Origin of the sequence: Candidatus Kuenenia sp. (genome assembly GCF_039794105.1) — a bacterium.
Classification (GTDB): domain Bacteria; phylum Planctomycetota; class Brocadiia; order Brocadiales; family Brocadiaceae; genus Kuenenia.
This window is the reverse complement of record NZ_JBDIWA010000002.1, coordinates 184286-200222: the sequence shown is the minus strand read 5'-3', so window position 1 is coordinate 200222 and position 15937 is coordinate 184286. Positions and strand designations below refer to the sequence as shown.

Sequence of the window (15937 nt, the reverse complement as noted above, 5' to 3'; positions counted from 1 at the left end):
TGGTGCACTTGGAGGGTTCAGGTTTGCAATCTGAACCCGCCTCAAGTTTGGGTATTAACGCCTTCATGACAATTTACAGCAAATGCTTCGTCCCTACTTTTTTAAAAATCCAAAGTGTTACGGCATTTCCTGATTTGTCTCCGTATTTTTCTCTTTTTGGACATCTTGTTCTGCGGAAAAGGCCTTAGCATCTGTAGCCGCAACGACCGGTTCTGGGCGCCTTACCGGCAGTTTTATCCCTTCCGGACTATCTTTTAGCCTGAATTGGGTAACCGTAAAAGGACTATTCCTGTTTATGGATTTGACCCATACCACATTGATTATACCATCATCTATTGCTACCGGTAATTTGAAACCCGAATACGGTTGTTCCAGTTCAATTTTCCGGTCAACCGGTGTAGGAAAGCGGCAAAAATGAAATTCCTTAGGCAGGGTCTGCCATGTCCTTATATCAGCCTGATTCATTGCCGCCTGATACACGAATGCAGCAAACATCACGGCAAGCCCGGCCGTTGTGTTTTTTTGGTTGCTGCCTGTTACGCCTGTGTATGCACCATATGCTGCACCAGCCTTTATTGCTGAAGCAATAAGTGTTTTAGTAACTATGAGGGGTAATTCATTTTTAAAATCCTGCGCAATAACGGCATCCATGCTTGACAACAACATTGCCGGCTCTGTCAGGCCGTCATGTGAAATGTTCAGAGAGGAGATAAAATCATTATTATATAGAAGTTTAGGAATCGCCGCACCAAAGTAAGGAAGGCCTGGTGTTATGAAAAAAAGCGGCAAATCAATACGCATGCTGTCCCTTGCCGGCGCTTGCCCTGTTTCAAAGATAACATAGGTGGTAGCCTGCAGCGGTTGCCCTATTATTCTTTGTCTCACCATTTCAATATCCTGATTGATATATGCATTTTCTCCGATCATGCTGCACACCCGTTCAAATGATTTCAGTGATCGCTCCAGGTCTGAACTGCTTGTTGCCTGCGCCATAAAATACAGCGCGTCGAGATAAACCGTCAGAGGGTTGACATAAAGCTCAAGGGCTTTAAACCGCTCAAGGTCTGAAAAATTATTTTCATATTGTTGCTTAAATTTACTGTCACTATTAATTTGGGCAAGATTAATATTGTAGTTTTGCCTTTTCCCTTCTTCCTCCGCTTTTTCAATTCGGGCTGAATTGATATAGACAGCATCTTCCTGGCGTTGATGTGCGAGGTAAAGTTCGACACGCGCCTTTTCATACTCTGCAAGTTGAAGATAATTAAGCGCTTTGTAGGTATTCATCATAATTTTGTCATACGCAAAACCTTCATAAGGCAGCATTGCAAGGTTCGTGACAGTTGCTAGCGTCTCTCGGGTAACTTTTACCTTTGCCTTATCCTCATACTTATCAATAAGCTCTTCCGCCAGATCAAATGCCTTGTTGCTTTCTTCGTATTTCCCCGCAGTTCGCAGGACTGCCCCCTGCTCCAATCTCCACACAACAGCGTCCTTTGATTCACCTTTTTTTTCTGCCTGTTCTGATATTAACGCTGCCGCCTCATTGAAATTGCCGGATTCCCACTTTTGGTTCATCCTCTGTGTTTGCATATTGTAACTGACGCATCCGGCACATAACAACATCGATACCGTCATACTCAATAAAATGTGATGCCATATAGTTTCTCTATTGTGTCTCATACCAACAAATTTGTCATAGAATATTTTAAGACAATTCACCCAATTTAATGTTTAGGCATTTCAATATTTTTGTAGAGACGCATTGCATGCGTCTCTACATTAACATCAACAATAGAATAAAGTCGCTGACAAAGGCAGCCTGATTCATTCTCATGGTAGGTTGCAAACCTGAACCAAACGTTTTATGCCTTCAATCCAGCCTTCTATTAACAGAACAAATGACAAATAAATTCAAGATTCCAAACAGGGATTTTGGGATTTGGGCATTGGAATTTTTCCTACCCCATTATACGCATAAACTCATAGGTTCAGGCTTCGTCGTGAGCTCAGCCGAACGGTTGCAAACCTGAACCCGCCGGGAGTCGTGTAATGTTTATGCTGAATAGTTGCCTGCAATCTGCAACTTGCCGATTGCTGACTGCCGACTGCCAAAATTTTACTGAGCCATTCTCACTATTGCCCCTTTATCAATCCCATGATCTTCTATAATCTCAGCCGTCGATACCTTCGGGAGTATATTAACAATTTTCACCTTGCCAACCAGGATTTCTTCTCTGCCGAGGGATTCGTTTGTATCGGGATCAATCAATTCATCCCCCACTGCAAATATGTCCCATATCTGACCTGAAGCAATATCAGTTCCATCTCCCCGGTTAATAGTAATCCGGTTATCCCTTTTATTTATCACTTTTGGTGGAAAAATCACATCTGTAACCCGGTGAGTAATTTTATCTGCCATTTTGCGTGCAATTTCCACTAACAGCGCTTCATTGAGATCGCCATCCCTTGTCGAATAGGTTTTATTTTCATAAATGTCCTTATTGCTTATCTGAAAATTGGCAGATTCCAGCAATTTGCCGGTAGTAGCGTCATATATCTTACCGATACATGAAAGCCTGATAACCCGTTTCGTAGCGGTTCTTTCTGTTTTCTTAAATGTTGCAAGCTCGTTATAATCCTGAAAATCATCAATTGTTGCAACGAGCAAATACTTTATCCCTGATATCTTAAATTGTTTCGCAGCGGTTCTGTCATCCGCAGAAACATTTCCGGAATGTGCAAATTCCTGTTCTTTGACAATATCATCAAGATCATTACGGGCAACTATCTGGAATTTTCTGGTTGCGTTAATGCGGTCTGCCAATTGCCCGTTCATCGATTGAATCACGCGGTCCAAAGAAAGCCTGCTTCCACTCCTGTTAGCGCCATCTATTATTGCTTGTGTCGGCCTAACGGTCGCAATACCAATTGTTTCTATTTCTGCAAACGCCCTTGTTTGCATCAAAAACGCCAGCGCACATCCTAAAAAAAATATTTTCATTATGGTTAGTCTTTTCATACACACCTGCCTTTCTTATAAAGTAGGGGCGAAGCCTTTGCCAGTTCGGGTATGAACGCATTTATGACAATTTACGGCAAATGCTTCGCCCCTACACTATGCGGCAAACACCACTATTATTGGGATTTTTCAAAATACTAAAGTATTACAAAAGTGTTTCTTTCTGGTTTTCCATGACTACCAGAACAATTCGAAGATGGAGTTTATTTCCTTGGCTACATCTGCCTTTACGTCAATTTTGAATCCGCTTTGCCGTAACATCTGCGCACCACTCTTTATTAATTCAACATTGGCGTCCGTTAATTTTTCGCCGTTTTTCAAATGATGAAGAAAAGCGGTATTATCCTTCCACCTTGCATAACCGGCTTCATTCATCTGCAATGCCACCTTCAACCTTTGTCCGTTGTAAACATTAATTGTCCTTTCCCAGTCCCTGAATCCTTCACGGGTAAGCCGGATCTTGTTTAACCCGGGTGGTGCTTTAAAAACGCCAGGTGCAGCGCCAATAACAACGCCGTTGAGTTCTACGGTTACATCCAATACCTGCACTTCAAGATTGCTGTTTTGCACTACAATCATAGTCTTGTCTTCCTTTACCAGGACGTCAGGCACACTTACCGGAAGTTGCGCAAGGTCTTGCATGCCGCAGGCAATGGTAATTTCCACAAAATCAGGCTTTGGCGGAGGCGGGGCAATATGCTTGCTCCCCAAACTTTCTGCAATCCTGTATGCCGTCTCGTCCAGCAGCATATTCATCATGTCATCATCTTCAACCGTACTCCTTTCGGTAAACCGCTCAGATTTGCTTGCCATAATTGTATCCGCAACCAAGGTGCTACCTTGTGAACCTTCCAGTATTTTGAAACTGGCACGCAGATTGGTAACCAGATTAACTGTTTCAACACCATATCCTTTAAACGTTTTCTTTTCCGTTCCTAATGAACTTATCGATGCGGCAATAAGATAGTCGGCATTCATCATCTGAGCCAGTCTTAGTGCGGATGTATTGTTACTGAGAAGTGTATCCAGTCTGTTTTCTTTTGCCGCACCGGGGGAGTAGGTTTTCAAACTACCGGTTACCACTTCACGGCTAATGACGTTAAACCCCTTTTCAGCAACACGGCTGGTAATAAAATCCTCAAATACTGCAATCTTATTATCAAACTGGCGTCCTGCCCTGTTTTCCACAAAAATTGCCGCTTTATGCACCTGTTTATCATCTTGCTGCGCCAAAAGGCCTGCATTTAAGGAAAGAAAATACAAAAGCATAAAGCCTGTAACAAAAGACATGCGTTTTAAAAAAAGCGACATAATTCACCTCCTTTCGGTATATTTCTGATTTCATAAACCTTATTTGTTCGATCATATTAAACATTTAATTATTATACTAACCCGTATTTTATAAAATATAGATCAATAAATCACGATTTAGTTTATTCGAATCGCATATCTGGTGGATTGTAAGAAATCATTTGTATTGTAACGCTTTAGCTTTTTGAAAAATTCCGGGAAAAAAGGAGAACCCCGAAGGGGTAATATGATTATAGAAAAACTTGGGTTTCAATCCTCATCCAGCCCGAAGCTTCGTCGCTCCACTACCCGCAATGACAAATGTTTTGAACATTCAAAACATTTGAATGGTTCGACTTCGCTCACCACAGGTTTAGGATTTGTTTCGTATTTCGATATTCAATATTCGAGTTTTTTCTCGAGGGTTTTTTTCAGTAATACGTCTTCACGTTGTCTGCGTTGAATCCACATATTATGCGCCTGTTGAGTATATATCCGGAGGTATTATTATTCCTCGATTGTGAAAATTAATTGAAATGCCAAAATATATTGACTAACATTATGACATTATGTTGATTTATATTTCAGGCTTGTTTTGTTTAGGAAAGATACAATGAAAATTACCATGTTAGGATACTCAGGGTCAGGCAAAACCACTCTCATGCACGGAATGGCCTCCACCCTGGCGCCGGGAAACGCAGACCATGATTATGCTTTAATCCCCAGGCGAAAAAATGATGATGAATTGGCGTCTTTTAATGAAGAAGTTGATGTACTGGTTGATTTTATGGAAAATGCCGTTGAGCATGCGGGTTACTGGCCTCTCGGAACGAATAAAACCACGGTATATCCATTTGCAATCGAATACCTAACGAACCATAAAATTACAAATATAGAATGGGTGGACTTCAGAGGCGGGCTTTTATCACATATTTTTAAACCTGCACATAGAGATGAAAAAGAACTGGAAGCCCTGTTTTTCCACTTAATCGAAAGCAATGCGGTGGTGATTGTTGCAGATGCTTATCATCTTACTCATTTTACCAGAATTGATGAAATCAGACATTTTTCAGGCGCTAAGACTATTAATCTGATAATGAACAGGTTTGACAGAATATACCCCAACAGAAAATTGAACATTTTAATTGTTCTTACAAAGGCCGATTCTGTCGATACCTGCTGGAAGGAAGAAGATTATAAACAACTTCTTGACAAGGGAATGGAAGTATTTGACCCTGTGGTGAAACTTTGCCGGAATAACAGCAACTGGAATGGCGGTATCCTGCCGGTTTCTGTTATTGGTGAAGAAAATGTAGAAAGAAAAATTACACCGAAAACCGATTCAAATAGCCCTATGGATATCCCATTTTTAGCGGAAGACAAAATTATAGGACTGCCCCAACCGTTTAACACGGAATATGTTCTTTATTTTTGTCTTGGCTTTTCCTTGTTGCAAATGAAAAATGCGGCAAAGGAATCTATATCAGATTATCAAAAAACCATAGAGCAGGTGCTTCAGGACGCCGGGACATTAAACTCAATCTGGTCATTTTTACGCGGCAAGCCAAGCGCTGCTGAAATTGCCCGCAAGTCCTCGGAAAAGAAAAAGAGAGACGAAGAATCCTTGCTTAAGTTTGAAAGCCATATAGATACACTTCTGGATTGTACCAGGAAAAGGGTAAGGCTTTTTGTATGAATGTGGAACGATTCATATATTCGAGGACTTTGACTGCTGACTACCGGTGGATTGTTACGTCTCCTTCGCTTTCTTCTAAAGAGACACATCTCCTTGAACGATTTCTTGATTTTTTTAAAAAATATCGTTTTGCATACGCAAAAGCCCCGCTTAAACCGCTTTTTTGCATAAATTTTCCGAAAACTACCGTGCTTTTTACCCTTCAAAGCGGTATGTTCAAAGATGAATTCGGCAGGGACATTTATTCCCTGGAGGGCATTTGCACAGGTCGTATTCACAGGAAAACTTTATGGAAAAAAATGCCGGAGATAATAGACAATTACGCAGGGGCGCTTAATCCCTGGACCGATATAAATTTCCGGAAAGCAGATAATCTGGTAAATAACCCATCGGCGTTTTACACACTGGAAAATCTGATTCCTGATAGAGCCCAGCCCCAGCCCGAAAGCATGGAAGTTCTGCCGGAATCGCAAGCCCCCTCCGGCACAATCATTATACCTTTTGTTGAAGAAGGATTGAGAAAACTGAAAAAAACAGTTAATACCCCTTCTTTTTCACCATCAAATTTTGCATTTGGATGCACTGCAGAGATGCTGAAAGCAGAACAATTTCGCATAATAGCTTACGTAGATGACAAGAACAGAAAAGAATCCATTGGAAAACCTGCAGAAAGGAAAAAGAACAAATCATCCATTTCCGGCGCCTCTGATGCTGAGGTGAAAATTACAACAGAAAATATCCAAAAAATTAAAGGAAAAAGACGTTTCTTCACAGATGAAAAATGGAAGAAAATAGTTGATAAAATACGGCTCGTATTCCTTAAAAAATAGTAACTATTCAGCGTAATCTATTAAACTACCGGAGCACAACTCGCTCCCAAACTCCTTTTCGGAAACGTACTGGCGCTGGAAACTACATGTGCGGGTTCAGGTTTGTAACCTGAACCAAACGTTTTATACTTTCTATCCAGCCTTCTATGAACAGAACAAATGACAAATAAATTCCAGTGTACAAACAGGGATTTTGTGATTTGGGCATTGGAATTTTGCCGGAGTACATTGCCCCATTATACGCATAAACTCATGAGTTCAGGTTGCAAACCTGAACCCGCCAGGCATCGTGTAATGGTTTACGCTGAATAGTTACAAAAAATAATTGCAATATGTTTTATAACGATTTGTATTCACTCAATAATTCTCTGAACTTGCCAAAGGCTGCTTCATACTACTTTCCCCTGCAAAGTCAACCTCGGCGCGTCTTTTAGAATTTCCAGAGGTTCTTTTCTTTGCGTGACCCAGCGCCCAGAAATCTACTGTCAGAACCCAAAGGAACCAATCATACTACTAATGGCATAAGTTCTAAAACCCTCGTCTTTGGCTAAACAATAAACCCAATATGGACTTACTTTATTATTAGCATTGTTTTTCAATTTTCATGTTGTCCGGTTTATGCATCAGCGCATTGAATTCTTTCTCTGCTTCAACGGGAGCATTCCCAATTTTTTGTAAATTTTCCCACATTGTATCGCAAGCATCTTGCTTGACTCTCAGGAATTTCAAAGTTGTAGAACGAAGCGATTGTTTCGTTCGAGCGAAGTGGCACTTCGCTCTACATCAACGAAAAAGTCGTCTAAGGCCTAACTTGTGAACTCGTAAGGTATAGCAGATGGAGGGCATTCCTGATTTTTTGCGACTTCCGCTGGTTTCGGTGAAACGTTGCAGAGTATTAACACTGTCAGGGTTGTTTCGTCCTGATCCCATGAACGGTTACAAAAAATCTGGAATGCGCCTGCTTCAACATTGTTGCCTGCACGATATAACGCACTTGCAAATCTAAAAGTAATTCCAAACCTGTCTTTCTCGTCCCGCAGATATCGCAGTGCCTGTCGATATGCCTCGCTCGTCAGACATAGCTAATGCCGGGTTCAGATTTTAAAACATTGATAAACATATTTCTTTTTCTACGACCGGTGTATATGCGCCTACATTTAAGATTGCGGTTGCCCCGGTCTTTGTTAATAAATCTTCGGGAATTATTCTCGGTGATCATCAAGATAGGAATGGATGGCTTGGATATTTAAATTCTAAATTTGTTCGTTTTCTTCTCAAGGCATACGTTAATCATAGCGTAGAAATGGAAGTCGATGACCTTAAGACCTTGCCTGCGTTGCCTAAGCATAATTTTCTATCAGATAAAGTCGAAGATATTATGAATAAACAAAGAAGAAATTCATCTTACGACTACGCATCAAACGAACCGGAATTTATAATAGGCTAGCGAGAATGACAGCATACCTATTTTAGTTTGTAGAATTAAGTGAAGTGTCACCGGAATTCCAAATTAAATTAATTATTTCCATTCCCGGTTTGCAGGGACTTTTAAGTTGTCAGCGTAGCTGCCAAAAATGCTCATGATGCAAACCCGAAATGCCCGCTGTTAAAGCATAATTGTCTTGCTAAAATACATCCAAATGCATATAAACATAAAACAAAAGGATGGTTTTGAAAAAGCGGAAAGCAAAGGGATAAAATATAATGTGTATTTCTCCTTATTTTGCTAAATTATTCATCCTTTCACGTCCGGCCTGTTTTCGTTAGGCTATTTACAAAACAAATCGCCGTATGAAAAAGATAAAAACATGTATAGCGAAAACAACCTGCCCTAAGATCGCTAATATCTTTCCCAGAGAAAGATTGTTTCGTTTGATGGATAAAGGCAGAGACAAGCCTGTTATCTGGATATCGGCGCCTGCCGGTTCCGGGAAGACAACCCTTGCCGCAAGCTATCTGGATAGCCGCAAACTCCCCTGTCTCTGGTATCGCGTGGATGAAGGGGATGTTGATATTGCAACCTTCTTCTATTATATGGGAATCGCAGTAAAAAGGGCCGTTCCCTCGCGACGAACCCCCCTCTCCTTGTTAACCCCTGAATACCAACGGAGTATTCCCCTGTTCACCAAAAGGTATTTCGAAGAACTCTGCGGCAGGCTGAAGCCGCCCTGGATAATCGTCTTTGACAACGTGCAGGATGTGTCTGTTCAGTCTTTGTTCCATAAAGTGCTGGCCCAGGGGATTGACATAATTCCTAAAGGCATCAATATTATAGCAATCAGTCGGGATAACCTTCCTCCCCAATATGCCGGTATGTGCGCAAACAATAAATGTCATCTTATTGAATGGAACGATATCCGGTTTAACATGAAGGAATCCAAAGAGATACTGCTAAAGGGGGTAAAAAAAAGAATGACAAAGGCATCCTTCCTCCGGTTGCACACACAAGCGGAAGGCTGGGCGGCTGGTCTTGTGCTTATAGTGGAGCATATAAAAACAAAGGGTAGTGATGATACGTTGCAGAACGGATTAATATACGAGAAGGTATTTGACTATTTTGCAAATGAAATCTTTGTAAAGACGGATAAGAACACACAAACATTCTTACTCAAGACATCCTTTTTGCCAAGAATGACGATACCCATGGCAGAAAAACTTACCGGCGCCAGAGAATCAGGACGCATCCTGCATGAGCTGAATCGAAAGAACTACTTTACCACGGCACACTATCAGAAAAATACTATTTACCAATACCACCCGCTTTTTCGGGAATTCCTGTTTTCCATGGCAAGGGATTCTTTTGACACCGGAAGATTGTCCGCTATACAGCGAAAGGCTGCTGCGCTTCTTGAAAAATCAGGGCAGATAGAAGACGCCGCTCTGTTATTCAGCAATGTCGGTGACCGGGATGGCCTTGTCAAGCTGATATGCAGCCATGCATTGTCCCTCATAGCGCAGGGGAGAACAAAGACGCTTGAGGAATGGAGTACAAATATTCCTGAAATTACAAGAGACAGGGAACCGTGGGTACTGTACTGGCACGGTGTTTGTAAATTATCGTACAATCTTGTAGAGAGCCGTAGTTGTTTTGACAGGGCATTTGTGCGGTTCCGCTCTCAGAATGAACAAACGGGCATGTGGCTGTCCTGGTCGTATGCGGTAGATACTATTTTTCACGAATTTGAAGATTTTCCCCGTCTTGACAACTATGCATCATTATTTGACGACATATTTCAGAAAAGAACACCCTTCCCTTCATTTGAAGTTGAATTGAGGGTTCTTCCCTGTAGGTTCTTCATTATGGCGATGCGGGAACCAAATCACCCCGAGATTGAGAAATGGGCTCACCGGGTTTTTTTGTGCCTGCAGGGGTGCAGGGACGTTAACCTTCGCCTGCAACTCGGATTCCATCTTGTGGTCCATTACTTATGGATGGGTGATTTTACAAATGCTGGCATTGTAATAGACTCGATCAATGAAGGGCGACTATCCGAAACAATCCTTCCGCTGGAGCGCCTTTTGTGGAAAAACACAAATGCTATGTATACATGGCTTACAGGTTCTATTGAGTCGTGTCTTCGTTCCGTTTCTGAGGCGTTAAAGCTTTCCTGCGAAACGGGCATACACCTCTGGGACCACCACCTCCTCTCATTTGCGGCTTGTGCAGCGCTGAGCGATGGGGATGTTGAAACGGCCACGGGAATGATCCGTAAAATAGAAGCCGGCCTGACACATGCGCGAAAAATTGACATTGTCTTCTATCACTTCCTGTGCGCATGGAGAGACCTGGCCTGTGGAAATGTGTCATCTGCCGCAGAGCATATAAGAATACATGCTGGCCTGGTTGCAGAGATAGGCACATATCTCCCCGTTGCGGTAAATCACGTTGCGTCGGCGCATATCTTTGCGGCAAAGGGAGAATACCGTAAAGCAATATCATGGCTCAATCGTGCCCAGCACATCGGACGGCAGACAAAGAGCAAGCTTGTCAAATATATGTGCCTCCTGACGAAGGCCTGGTTCGCTTTGGAATACAGCAGAAAGGGCGCTTCTGAGAAAGATGGTCTGGATGCGTTGCGTAAGGCAATGTCGTTCGGAAGGGAACATCGTTTTATCAACAGTTTCCTGTGGCGGCCTGAAGTCGTCTCACGGTTGTGCATAAAGGCGCTTGAGGCCGGAATCGAGACAGACTATGTCCGGCAGCTTATCTGCGCACGAAAATTGGCACCCGATACACCGCCCCTGGGGTGCGAAAACTGGCCATGGCCGTTAAAGATATTCACGCTGGGGAGGTTTACCCTGCTGAAAGAAGACAGTCCCGTTTCTATGTCCGGAAAGGTACAGCGCAAGCCGTTGGAACTTATCAAGGCGGTTGTTTCTCTGGGAAGCAAGAATGTAGCTATAGACCGGGTAATAAATATCCTGTGGCCCGATACAGAAGGAGACATGGCGCATCATGCCTTTGAGAGTTCGTTGTACCGGTTGCGCTGGCTTATTGGCAATGACATGGCAATCAGGCTTCAAGGCGGACATTTATCGCTTGACAGCCGCTATTGCTGGGTTGACGTGTGGGCATTTGAAAAATTACTGGAGGAAGTTACGGAAATCTCCGTTTCCTGGAAGTCTGCGGCTTGCTTTCGCACAGATATCCTGAAGTTGATTGAGAAGGCTTTTGATCTTTATAAAGGATGTTTCTTGCCAGACGACTTGTTACATATATGGACGGCTTCAGTTCGAAAATCTTTACAAAAGAAATTTTTCAGGCTGGTTATGTTATCAGGGAATTATCTGGAACGCGCAAAACAATGGCAGACGGCGTCGAAATATTACGAAAGGGCGATTGAGGCAGATAATCTTGCCGAAGAATTTTACCAGAGGCTTATGATGTGTCACCATTGGCTTGGCAGGCGTTTGGAAGCGGTCAAGGTATATCAATCATTTGAGGAATGTCCTCTCTTCAGTTTATCAGATAACACCATCCCCGGAAACAGAAGCAATATACAGATCAATACTATCAGAGCAGAACAAGCCGGAAGGCAGACCCGGGTAGTTACACTATTTTAAAAATATTGAGAATCGGTGAGCTAGCAGAATCAGTTCCGGCAGTAGTTATACATCATATTGCTCGGATCAGACCCTGGCCCATGAAATGGGACACAATATGGGATGCGGCCATGATGATGCCTCGACTACGGGAATATTTAGCTATTCATACGGATACTGTTTTTATCCCTACAGATCGGTCATGGCCACTTGTGGCACAACGAGGGTCAGCTATTTTTCGAATCCCGATATATCCTATGAAGGATTTGTTACCGGAACAGAGGATGCCAATAATGCCCGTTCGATAAACAAAGTCAAACAGACTGTTTCCCAATTTCGGGATTCGGAATGCCTGGGATCGATAACTACAGATCCCAATAAGTTATACCTAAGTCGAGAAGAAAGCAGCGATGTGACAGTGACCGTAACAGGCGAATACGATTCTCCTTCTGAAGGCGAGACGATAAATGCAACAGTAAACAAGGCGGGCAAAAAGCGCATATCGGTTTCACCATCCGGCAATATCACAGACGCCAACGGGCAGGCTCTATTTACCATAACCGCAAAGAAAAAAAAGGGGACTGCAAAGGTCAAATTTAAGACAGATTGCCTGAAAAAATCACTAACGGTAAAGGTTGAATAGAAATTTTACCGTCTCTTTTAACTATGCATTGATTTTGCCCTGCCAATCAAAAAATAAAAACATATCCGTTCACTCAATGCTTGGAAATAGTACAGCCTTTAAATACTGTTGATTAATGAAACAAATTTGATTTGAGTAGTTTACGTTTAATGGCCATTTCACATAATTATTTTATTAAACACATCGTTATCGTTCAATTTTGAATAGTTTAGCAGTAAAAACAGAAGGTCTTACAAAAGTTTACAAAGACTTTTGGAAATGCAAAAGTGTTTCCGCCCTGACAAACCTGAACCTTTAAATTAAACACGGAGAAATATTCGGGCTATTAGGACGGGAGCATTCCCAATTTTTTGTAAATATTCGCACCTGCCTGCCGTCTGACAATTGTATCACAAGTATCCTGCTTTATTAACCCTGACAGGGTTTGAAACCCTGTCAGGGTTGTTTCTTTCTAGCCCCATTAACGGTTACAAAAAATCGGGAATGCTCCCGTTGTTTTCCTTCAACTTCAGAACTCCGGAAGTGCCTTTTTTGTAAAAAAGTACCTAAGCTGATTAATTACAGTGTGATAGGGAGGGATTCAAGAGAGGCATTGCCATTGCGGGATGGAAAATGGCATGACCCCTGTTTTTGCACCCCTCGTTCCTACGCTCTCAGACTGGGTCAAATGGGCAATTTTGCTTTATTTTGTGGGTGTAATTCCCCGCTTTGTTAGTGAAAAGCGACAAAATAGGCGTAAAAACAGGAGTTTATAGCAATTCATCCTCACTTTGGAGGCAAAAAAGTTCTTTTGACCCAGTCGGAGCGGCAAGGCATGCCTTACCGCTACTTGGGAACGAGCATTTTTAATTTTTAAAAATCGTAAATCGTCCCTCTCGTCCCTCAACCCAACCTTCAGGCTATATACTCAGGATTTCGCTTACCTTATGAAATAATTTATCAGGAGTTATCGGTTTTTGCAGAAAATATACCCTCCCATCCCGGAGGTCTTTGTTTGTTAAAATATTTTCTGCATACCCGCTCATAAATAATATTTTAATATCGGGTTTGGTTTTTTTAATACGGTCATATGCATCCCTGCCATTCATTCCCGGCATCATGACGTCAAACAGCAGCATATCGATGCCGCCTTTATGTCCCTCAAATTTATTTACCGCATCCTCGCCGTCCACCGCGGAAACCACCTTGTATCCCTTGTTTTCAAGCAGTTTTTCCATTATTTCCCTCACGGCATATTCATCCTCGGCCACAAGGATTGTTTTCGGCTTTTCGCTGCCTGCGGCATACATTGTTTCCGGCACGTCTATTATCGTTTTTTTGGGTCTTTTTTCCGTTATGGGCAAATAGACATTAACTGTTGTCCCGCTACCAGGTTCGCTCACAACGTCTATGTTTCCGTTGTGCTGTTTAACGATGCCGTATGCTATCGAAAGACCTATTCCTGTGCCTTTGCCTCTTTCCTTTGTTGTAAAAAAAGGTTCAAACAGCTTTTTCTTTGTTTCTTCATCCATGCCCTTTCCTGTGTCAGAGACGGACAGGACGGCGTATTTCCCCTTTTTATCCAGTCCGTGTTTGAACGCAAATGTTTCATCCGCATCCATAACAGCAGTATTTATGCATAACCGGCCGCCTTCCGGCATAGCATCTACGGCATTTGTCGCAAGATTCACTATCACCTGTTCCAGTTTGTCGCAATCCGCCATTACAACAACGTCGTTATCCGTCAACTCTGTCGTAATCAACACTGTTTCCCCTGAAAGGGCGATTAACAGGTTTTTCACTTTCTCCACGATTTCGTTCAGTATTTCAGGTTCAAGGGCAACGGGCTGTTTTCTGCTGAAGGCAAGAAGGCTTTGCGTTAACTTTGCCGCTTTGTCCGCTGATTCAAATATTTTTCGAATATACGCACTTGCTGGGGTGTCATGTGCGTTGATTTCCAGTTCAGCCAGATTCGCGTATCCGATTATTCCCATAAGCATATTATTAAAGTCATGGGCAACGCCGCCTGCAAGCCTTCCTATGGATTCCATCTTCTGGGAGTGATACAGTTGTTCTTTAAGTTTTTTCTGTTCCTCCTCAAGCGCCTTTATTTCAGTGATATCATCTTTTACCGAGACGAAGTGGGTGATCTCTACCGCCGCATTTTTTATCGGAGAGATGCTTGTGCGTTCGCGGTAAAGCTCGCCATTCTTTTTTTTATTGAAAAATTCGCCTTGCCATGTTTTTCCGGCAGTGATTGTTTTCCATAAGTTTTTATACGTTTCAGGAGGCGTTTTCTCTGATTTCAGAATACGCGGGGTTTTCCCCTGTACATCCTCCGGGGTATAGCCGGTAAGTTCCGCGAATCTTCTGTTCACATACTCAATATTTCCCTTAGTGTCTGTAATAACAATGGAAGAAGAACTTTGTTCAACTGCCTGGGATAGTTTAATTATTTCTCCTTCTTTTTGTTTGCGGTCGGAAATGTCATTAAAGGCTACGACAGACCCGATAATCGTGTTACCTTTGTATATTGGATTCGATATGTATTCCACGGGAAAACAACTTCCGTCGGATTTCCAGAAGACCTCATTATCGATATGAGTTCTTTTGCCGCGCAGAAATGCCTGGTGAATTTTACACTCTGCTTCCGGATAGGGGGTATTATTACTATGTTTATAGTGAATACTATCGTGCATTTTCTTTCCGATCAGTTGATTCGCATCGTTGTACCCGAGCAATTTAAGGCAGGAATTGTTTACGAATGTGCAACGCCCCTCCGTATCCAAACCATAAATGGCTTCGCCGGTGGAATCAAGTAGGAGGCGTATCTGCTCCTGGCTCTCCTTGAGCGCAAGTTCGGTTTGGAAGTGACGCTGTATTTCGTCTTTCAGTTGTTTGTTCGTGTCTTCCAGTTCCTTTGTGCGTCTTTTGATCTCCCTTTCCAGACTAACAAGGGCTTGTTGTAAATTCTGTTCCGCATTAATGCGCAGTTCGTTTTCGTTTGATAGTTTTTCATAAGCACATTCAAGCGCTTGCTGCCCAAAGACCTGTTCAGTCACATCGTTGACGGTAAATAGCGCCTGCGCATCACTTTCTCCATGCCACAGTCTGGTGACAACTATCCTGAGACTGCGCAGATTTCCGTCCGGCAGTTTTGACAGCAGCAGGTGGCCATGCAACTGTGGAGAGAAAATTACCGGCAACCCGTTTTCAAATGTGAATGTTATCCGGTCAAGGTATTTTCGCTTGTTAAATTCAGGGAAAAAGAGTGTAAAAGGTTTTTCTAATATCAGATCTCTTTTGATATTTGTCCACGATTCAATACATTTGTTCCAAAAGGCAACGGACAGATCTTGCCGTAAAATAATTATCCCAGCCGGCAGACTATCCAATATCGAAACGGGAATCTTCAGTAAGTTTAATTCACTCAT

8 protein-coding genes are annotated in these 15937 nt (G+C 42.4%); 4 read left to right on the top strand and 4 right to left on the bottom strand.

Annotated features, from left to right (window positions below; genetic code table 11):
• Window positions 1–117 precede the first annotated feature (117 nt).
• From ABJL82_RS02425 to ABJL82_RS02415, 3 genes are all read right to left on the bottom strand, one after another.
• Window positions 118–1578: a hypothetical protein gene (locus ABJL82_RS02425; RefSeq protein ID WP_347273099.1), complete on the bottom strand. Its 1461-nt coding sequence runs from the start codon at window positions 1576–1578 to the stop codon at window positions 118–120.
• A 541-nt stretch (window positions 1579–2119) separates the two neighbouring features.
• Entirely contained in the window at window positions 2120–3022 is a 903-nt protein-coding gene (locus ABJL82_RS02420; protein WP_347273098.1) for a CsgG/HfaB family protein, read from the bottom strand.
• 177 nt (window positions 3023–3199) lie between these two features.
• Window positions 3200–4333, bottom strand: a complete 1134-nt coding sequence (locus tag ABJL82_RS02415; RefSeq protein ID WP_347273097.1) for a PEGA domain-containing protein — start codon at window positions 4331–4333, stop codon at window positions 3200–3202.
• A gap of 592 nt (window positions 4334–4925) precedes the next feature.
• Between ABJL82_RS02415 and ABJL82_RS02410 the strand changes: the two genes are divergently transcribed.
• From ABJL82_RS02410 to ABJL82_RS02395, 4 genes are all read left to right on the top strand, one after another.
• Window positions 4926–6008: a hypothetical protein gene (locus tag ABJL82_RS02410; protein WP_347273096.1), complete on the top strand. Its 1083-nt coding sequence runs from the start codon at window positions 4926–4928 to the stop codon at window positions 6006–6008.
• Window positions 6005–6838: a hypothetical protein gene (locus ABJL82_RS02405; protein WP_347273095.1), complete on the top strand. Its 834-nt coding sequence runs from the start codon at window positions 6005–6007 to the stop codon at window positions 6836–6838. Before ABJL82_RS02410 ends, ABJL82_RS02405 begins: the two co-directional genes overlap by 4 nt.
• A 1791-nt stretch (window positions 6839–8629) precedes the next feature.
• Window positions 8630–11902: a BTAD domain-containing putative transcriptional regulator gene (locus ABJL82_RS02400; protein WP_347273094.1), complete on the top strand. Its 3273-nt coding sequence runs from the start codon at window positions 8630–8632 to the stop codon at window positions 11900–11902.
• A 28-nt stretch (window positions 11903–11930) separates the two neighbouring features.
• Window positions 11931–12524: a M12 family metallo-peptidase gene (locus ABJL82_RS02395; protein ID WP_347273190.1), complete on the top strand. Its 594-nt coding sequence runs from the start codon at window positions 11931–11933 to the stop codon at window positions 12522–12524.
• An 899-nt stretch (window positions 12525–13423) separates the two neighbouring features.
• Here the strand turns inward: ABJL82_RS02395 and ABJL82_RS02390 are convergent.
• Window positions 13424–15937 carry a PAS domain S-box protein gene (locus ABJL82_RS02390; RefSeq protein ID WP_347273093.1) on the bottom strand — a complete coding sequence of 838 codons (2514 nt, stop codon included), beginning with the start codon at window positions 15935–15937 and terminating at the stop codon, window positions 13424–13426.

What these genes read in the sequence shown, in the direction of transcription:
- ABJL82_RS02425 (WP_347273099.1), bottom strand. Translation starts at nt 1,578, where the DNA reads ATGAACCAAAAGTGGGAATCCGGCAATTTCAATGAGGCGGCAGCGTTA.
- ABJL82_RS02420 (WP_347273098.1), bottom strand. Translation starts at nt 3,022, where the DNA reads ATGAAAAGACTAACCATAATGAAAATATTTTTTTTAGGATGTGCGCTG.
- ABJL82_RS02415 (WP_347273097.1), bottom strand. Translation starts at nt 4,333, where the DNA reads ATGTCGCTTTTTTTAAAACGCATGTCTTTTGTTACAGGCTTTATGCTT.
- ABJL82_RS02410 (WP_347273096.1), top strand. Translation starts at nt 4,926, where the DNA reads ATGAAAATTACCATGTTAGGATACTCAGGGTCAGGCAAAACCACTCTC.
- ABJL82_RS02405 (WP_347273095.1), top strand. Translation starts at nt 6,005, where the DNA reads ATGAATGTGGAACGATTCATATATTCGAGGACTTTGACTGCTGACTAC.
- ABJL82_RS02400 (WP_347273094.1), top strand. Translation starts at nt 8,630, where the DNA reads ATGAAAAAGATAAAAACATGTATAGCGAAAACAACCTGCCCTAAGATC.
- ABJL82_RS02390 (WP_347273093.1), bottom strand. Translation starts at nt 15,937, where the DNA reads ATGAGTGAATTAAACTTACTGAAGATTCCCGTTTCGATATTGGATAGT.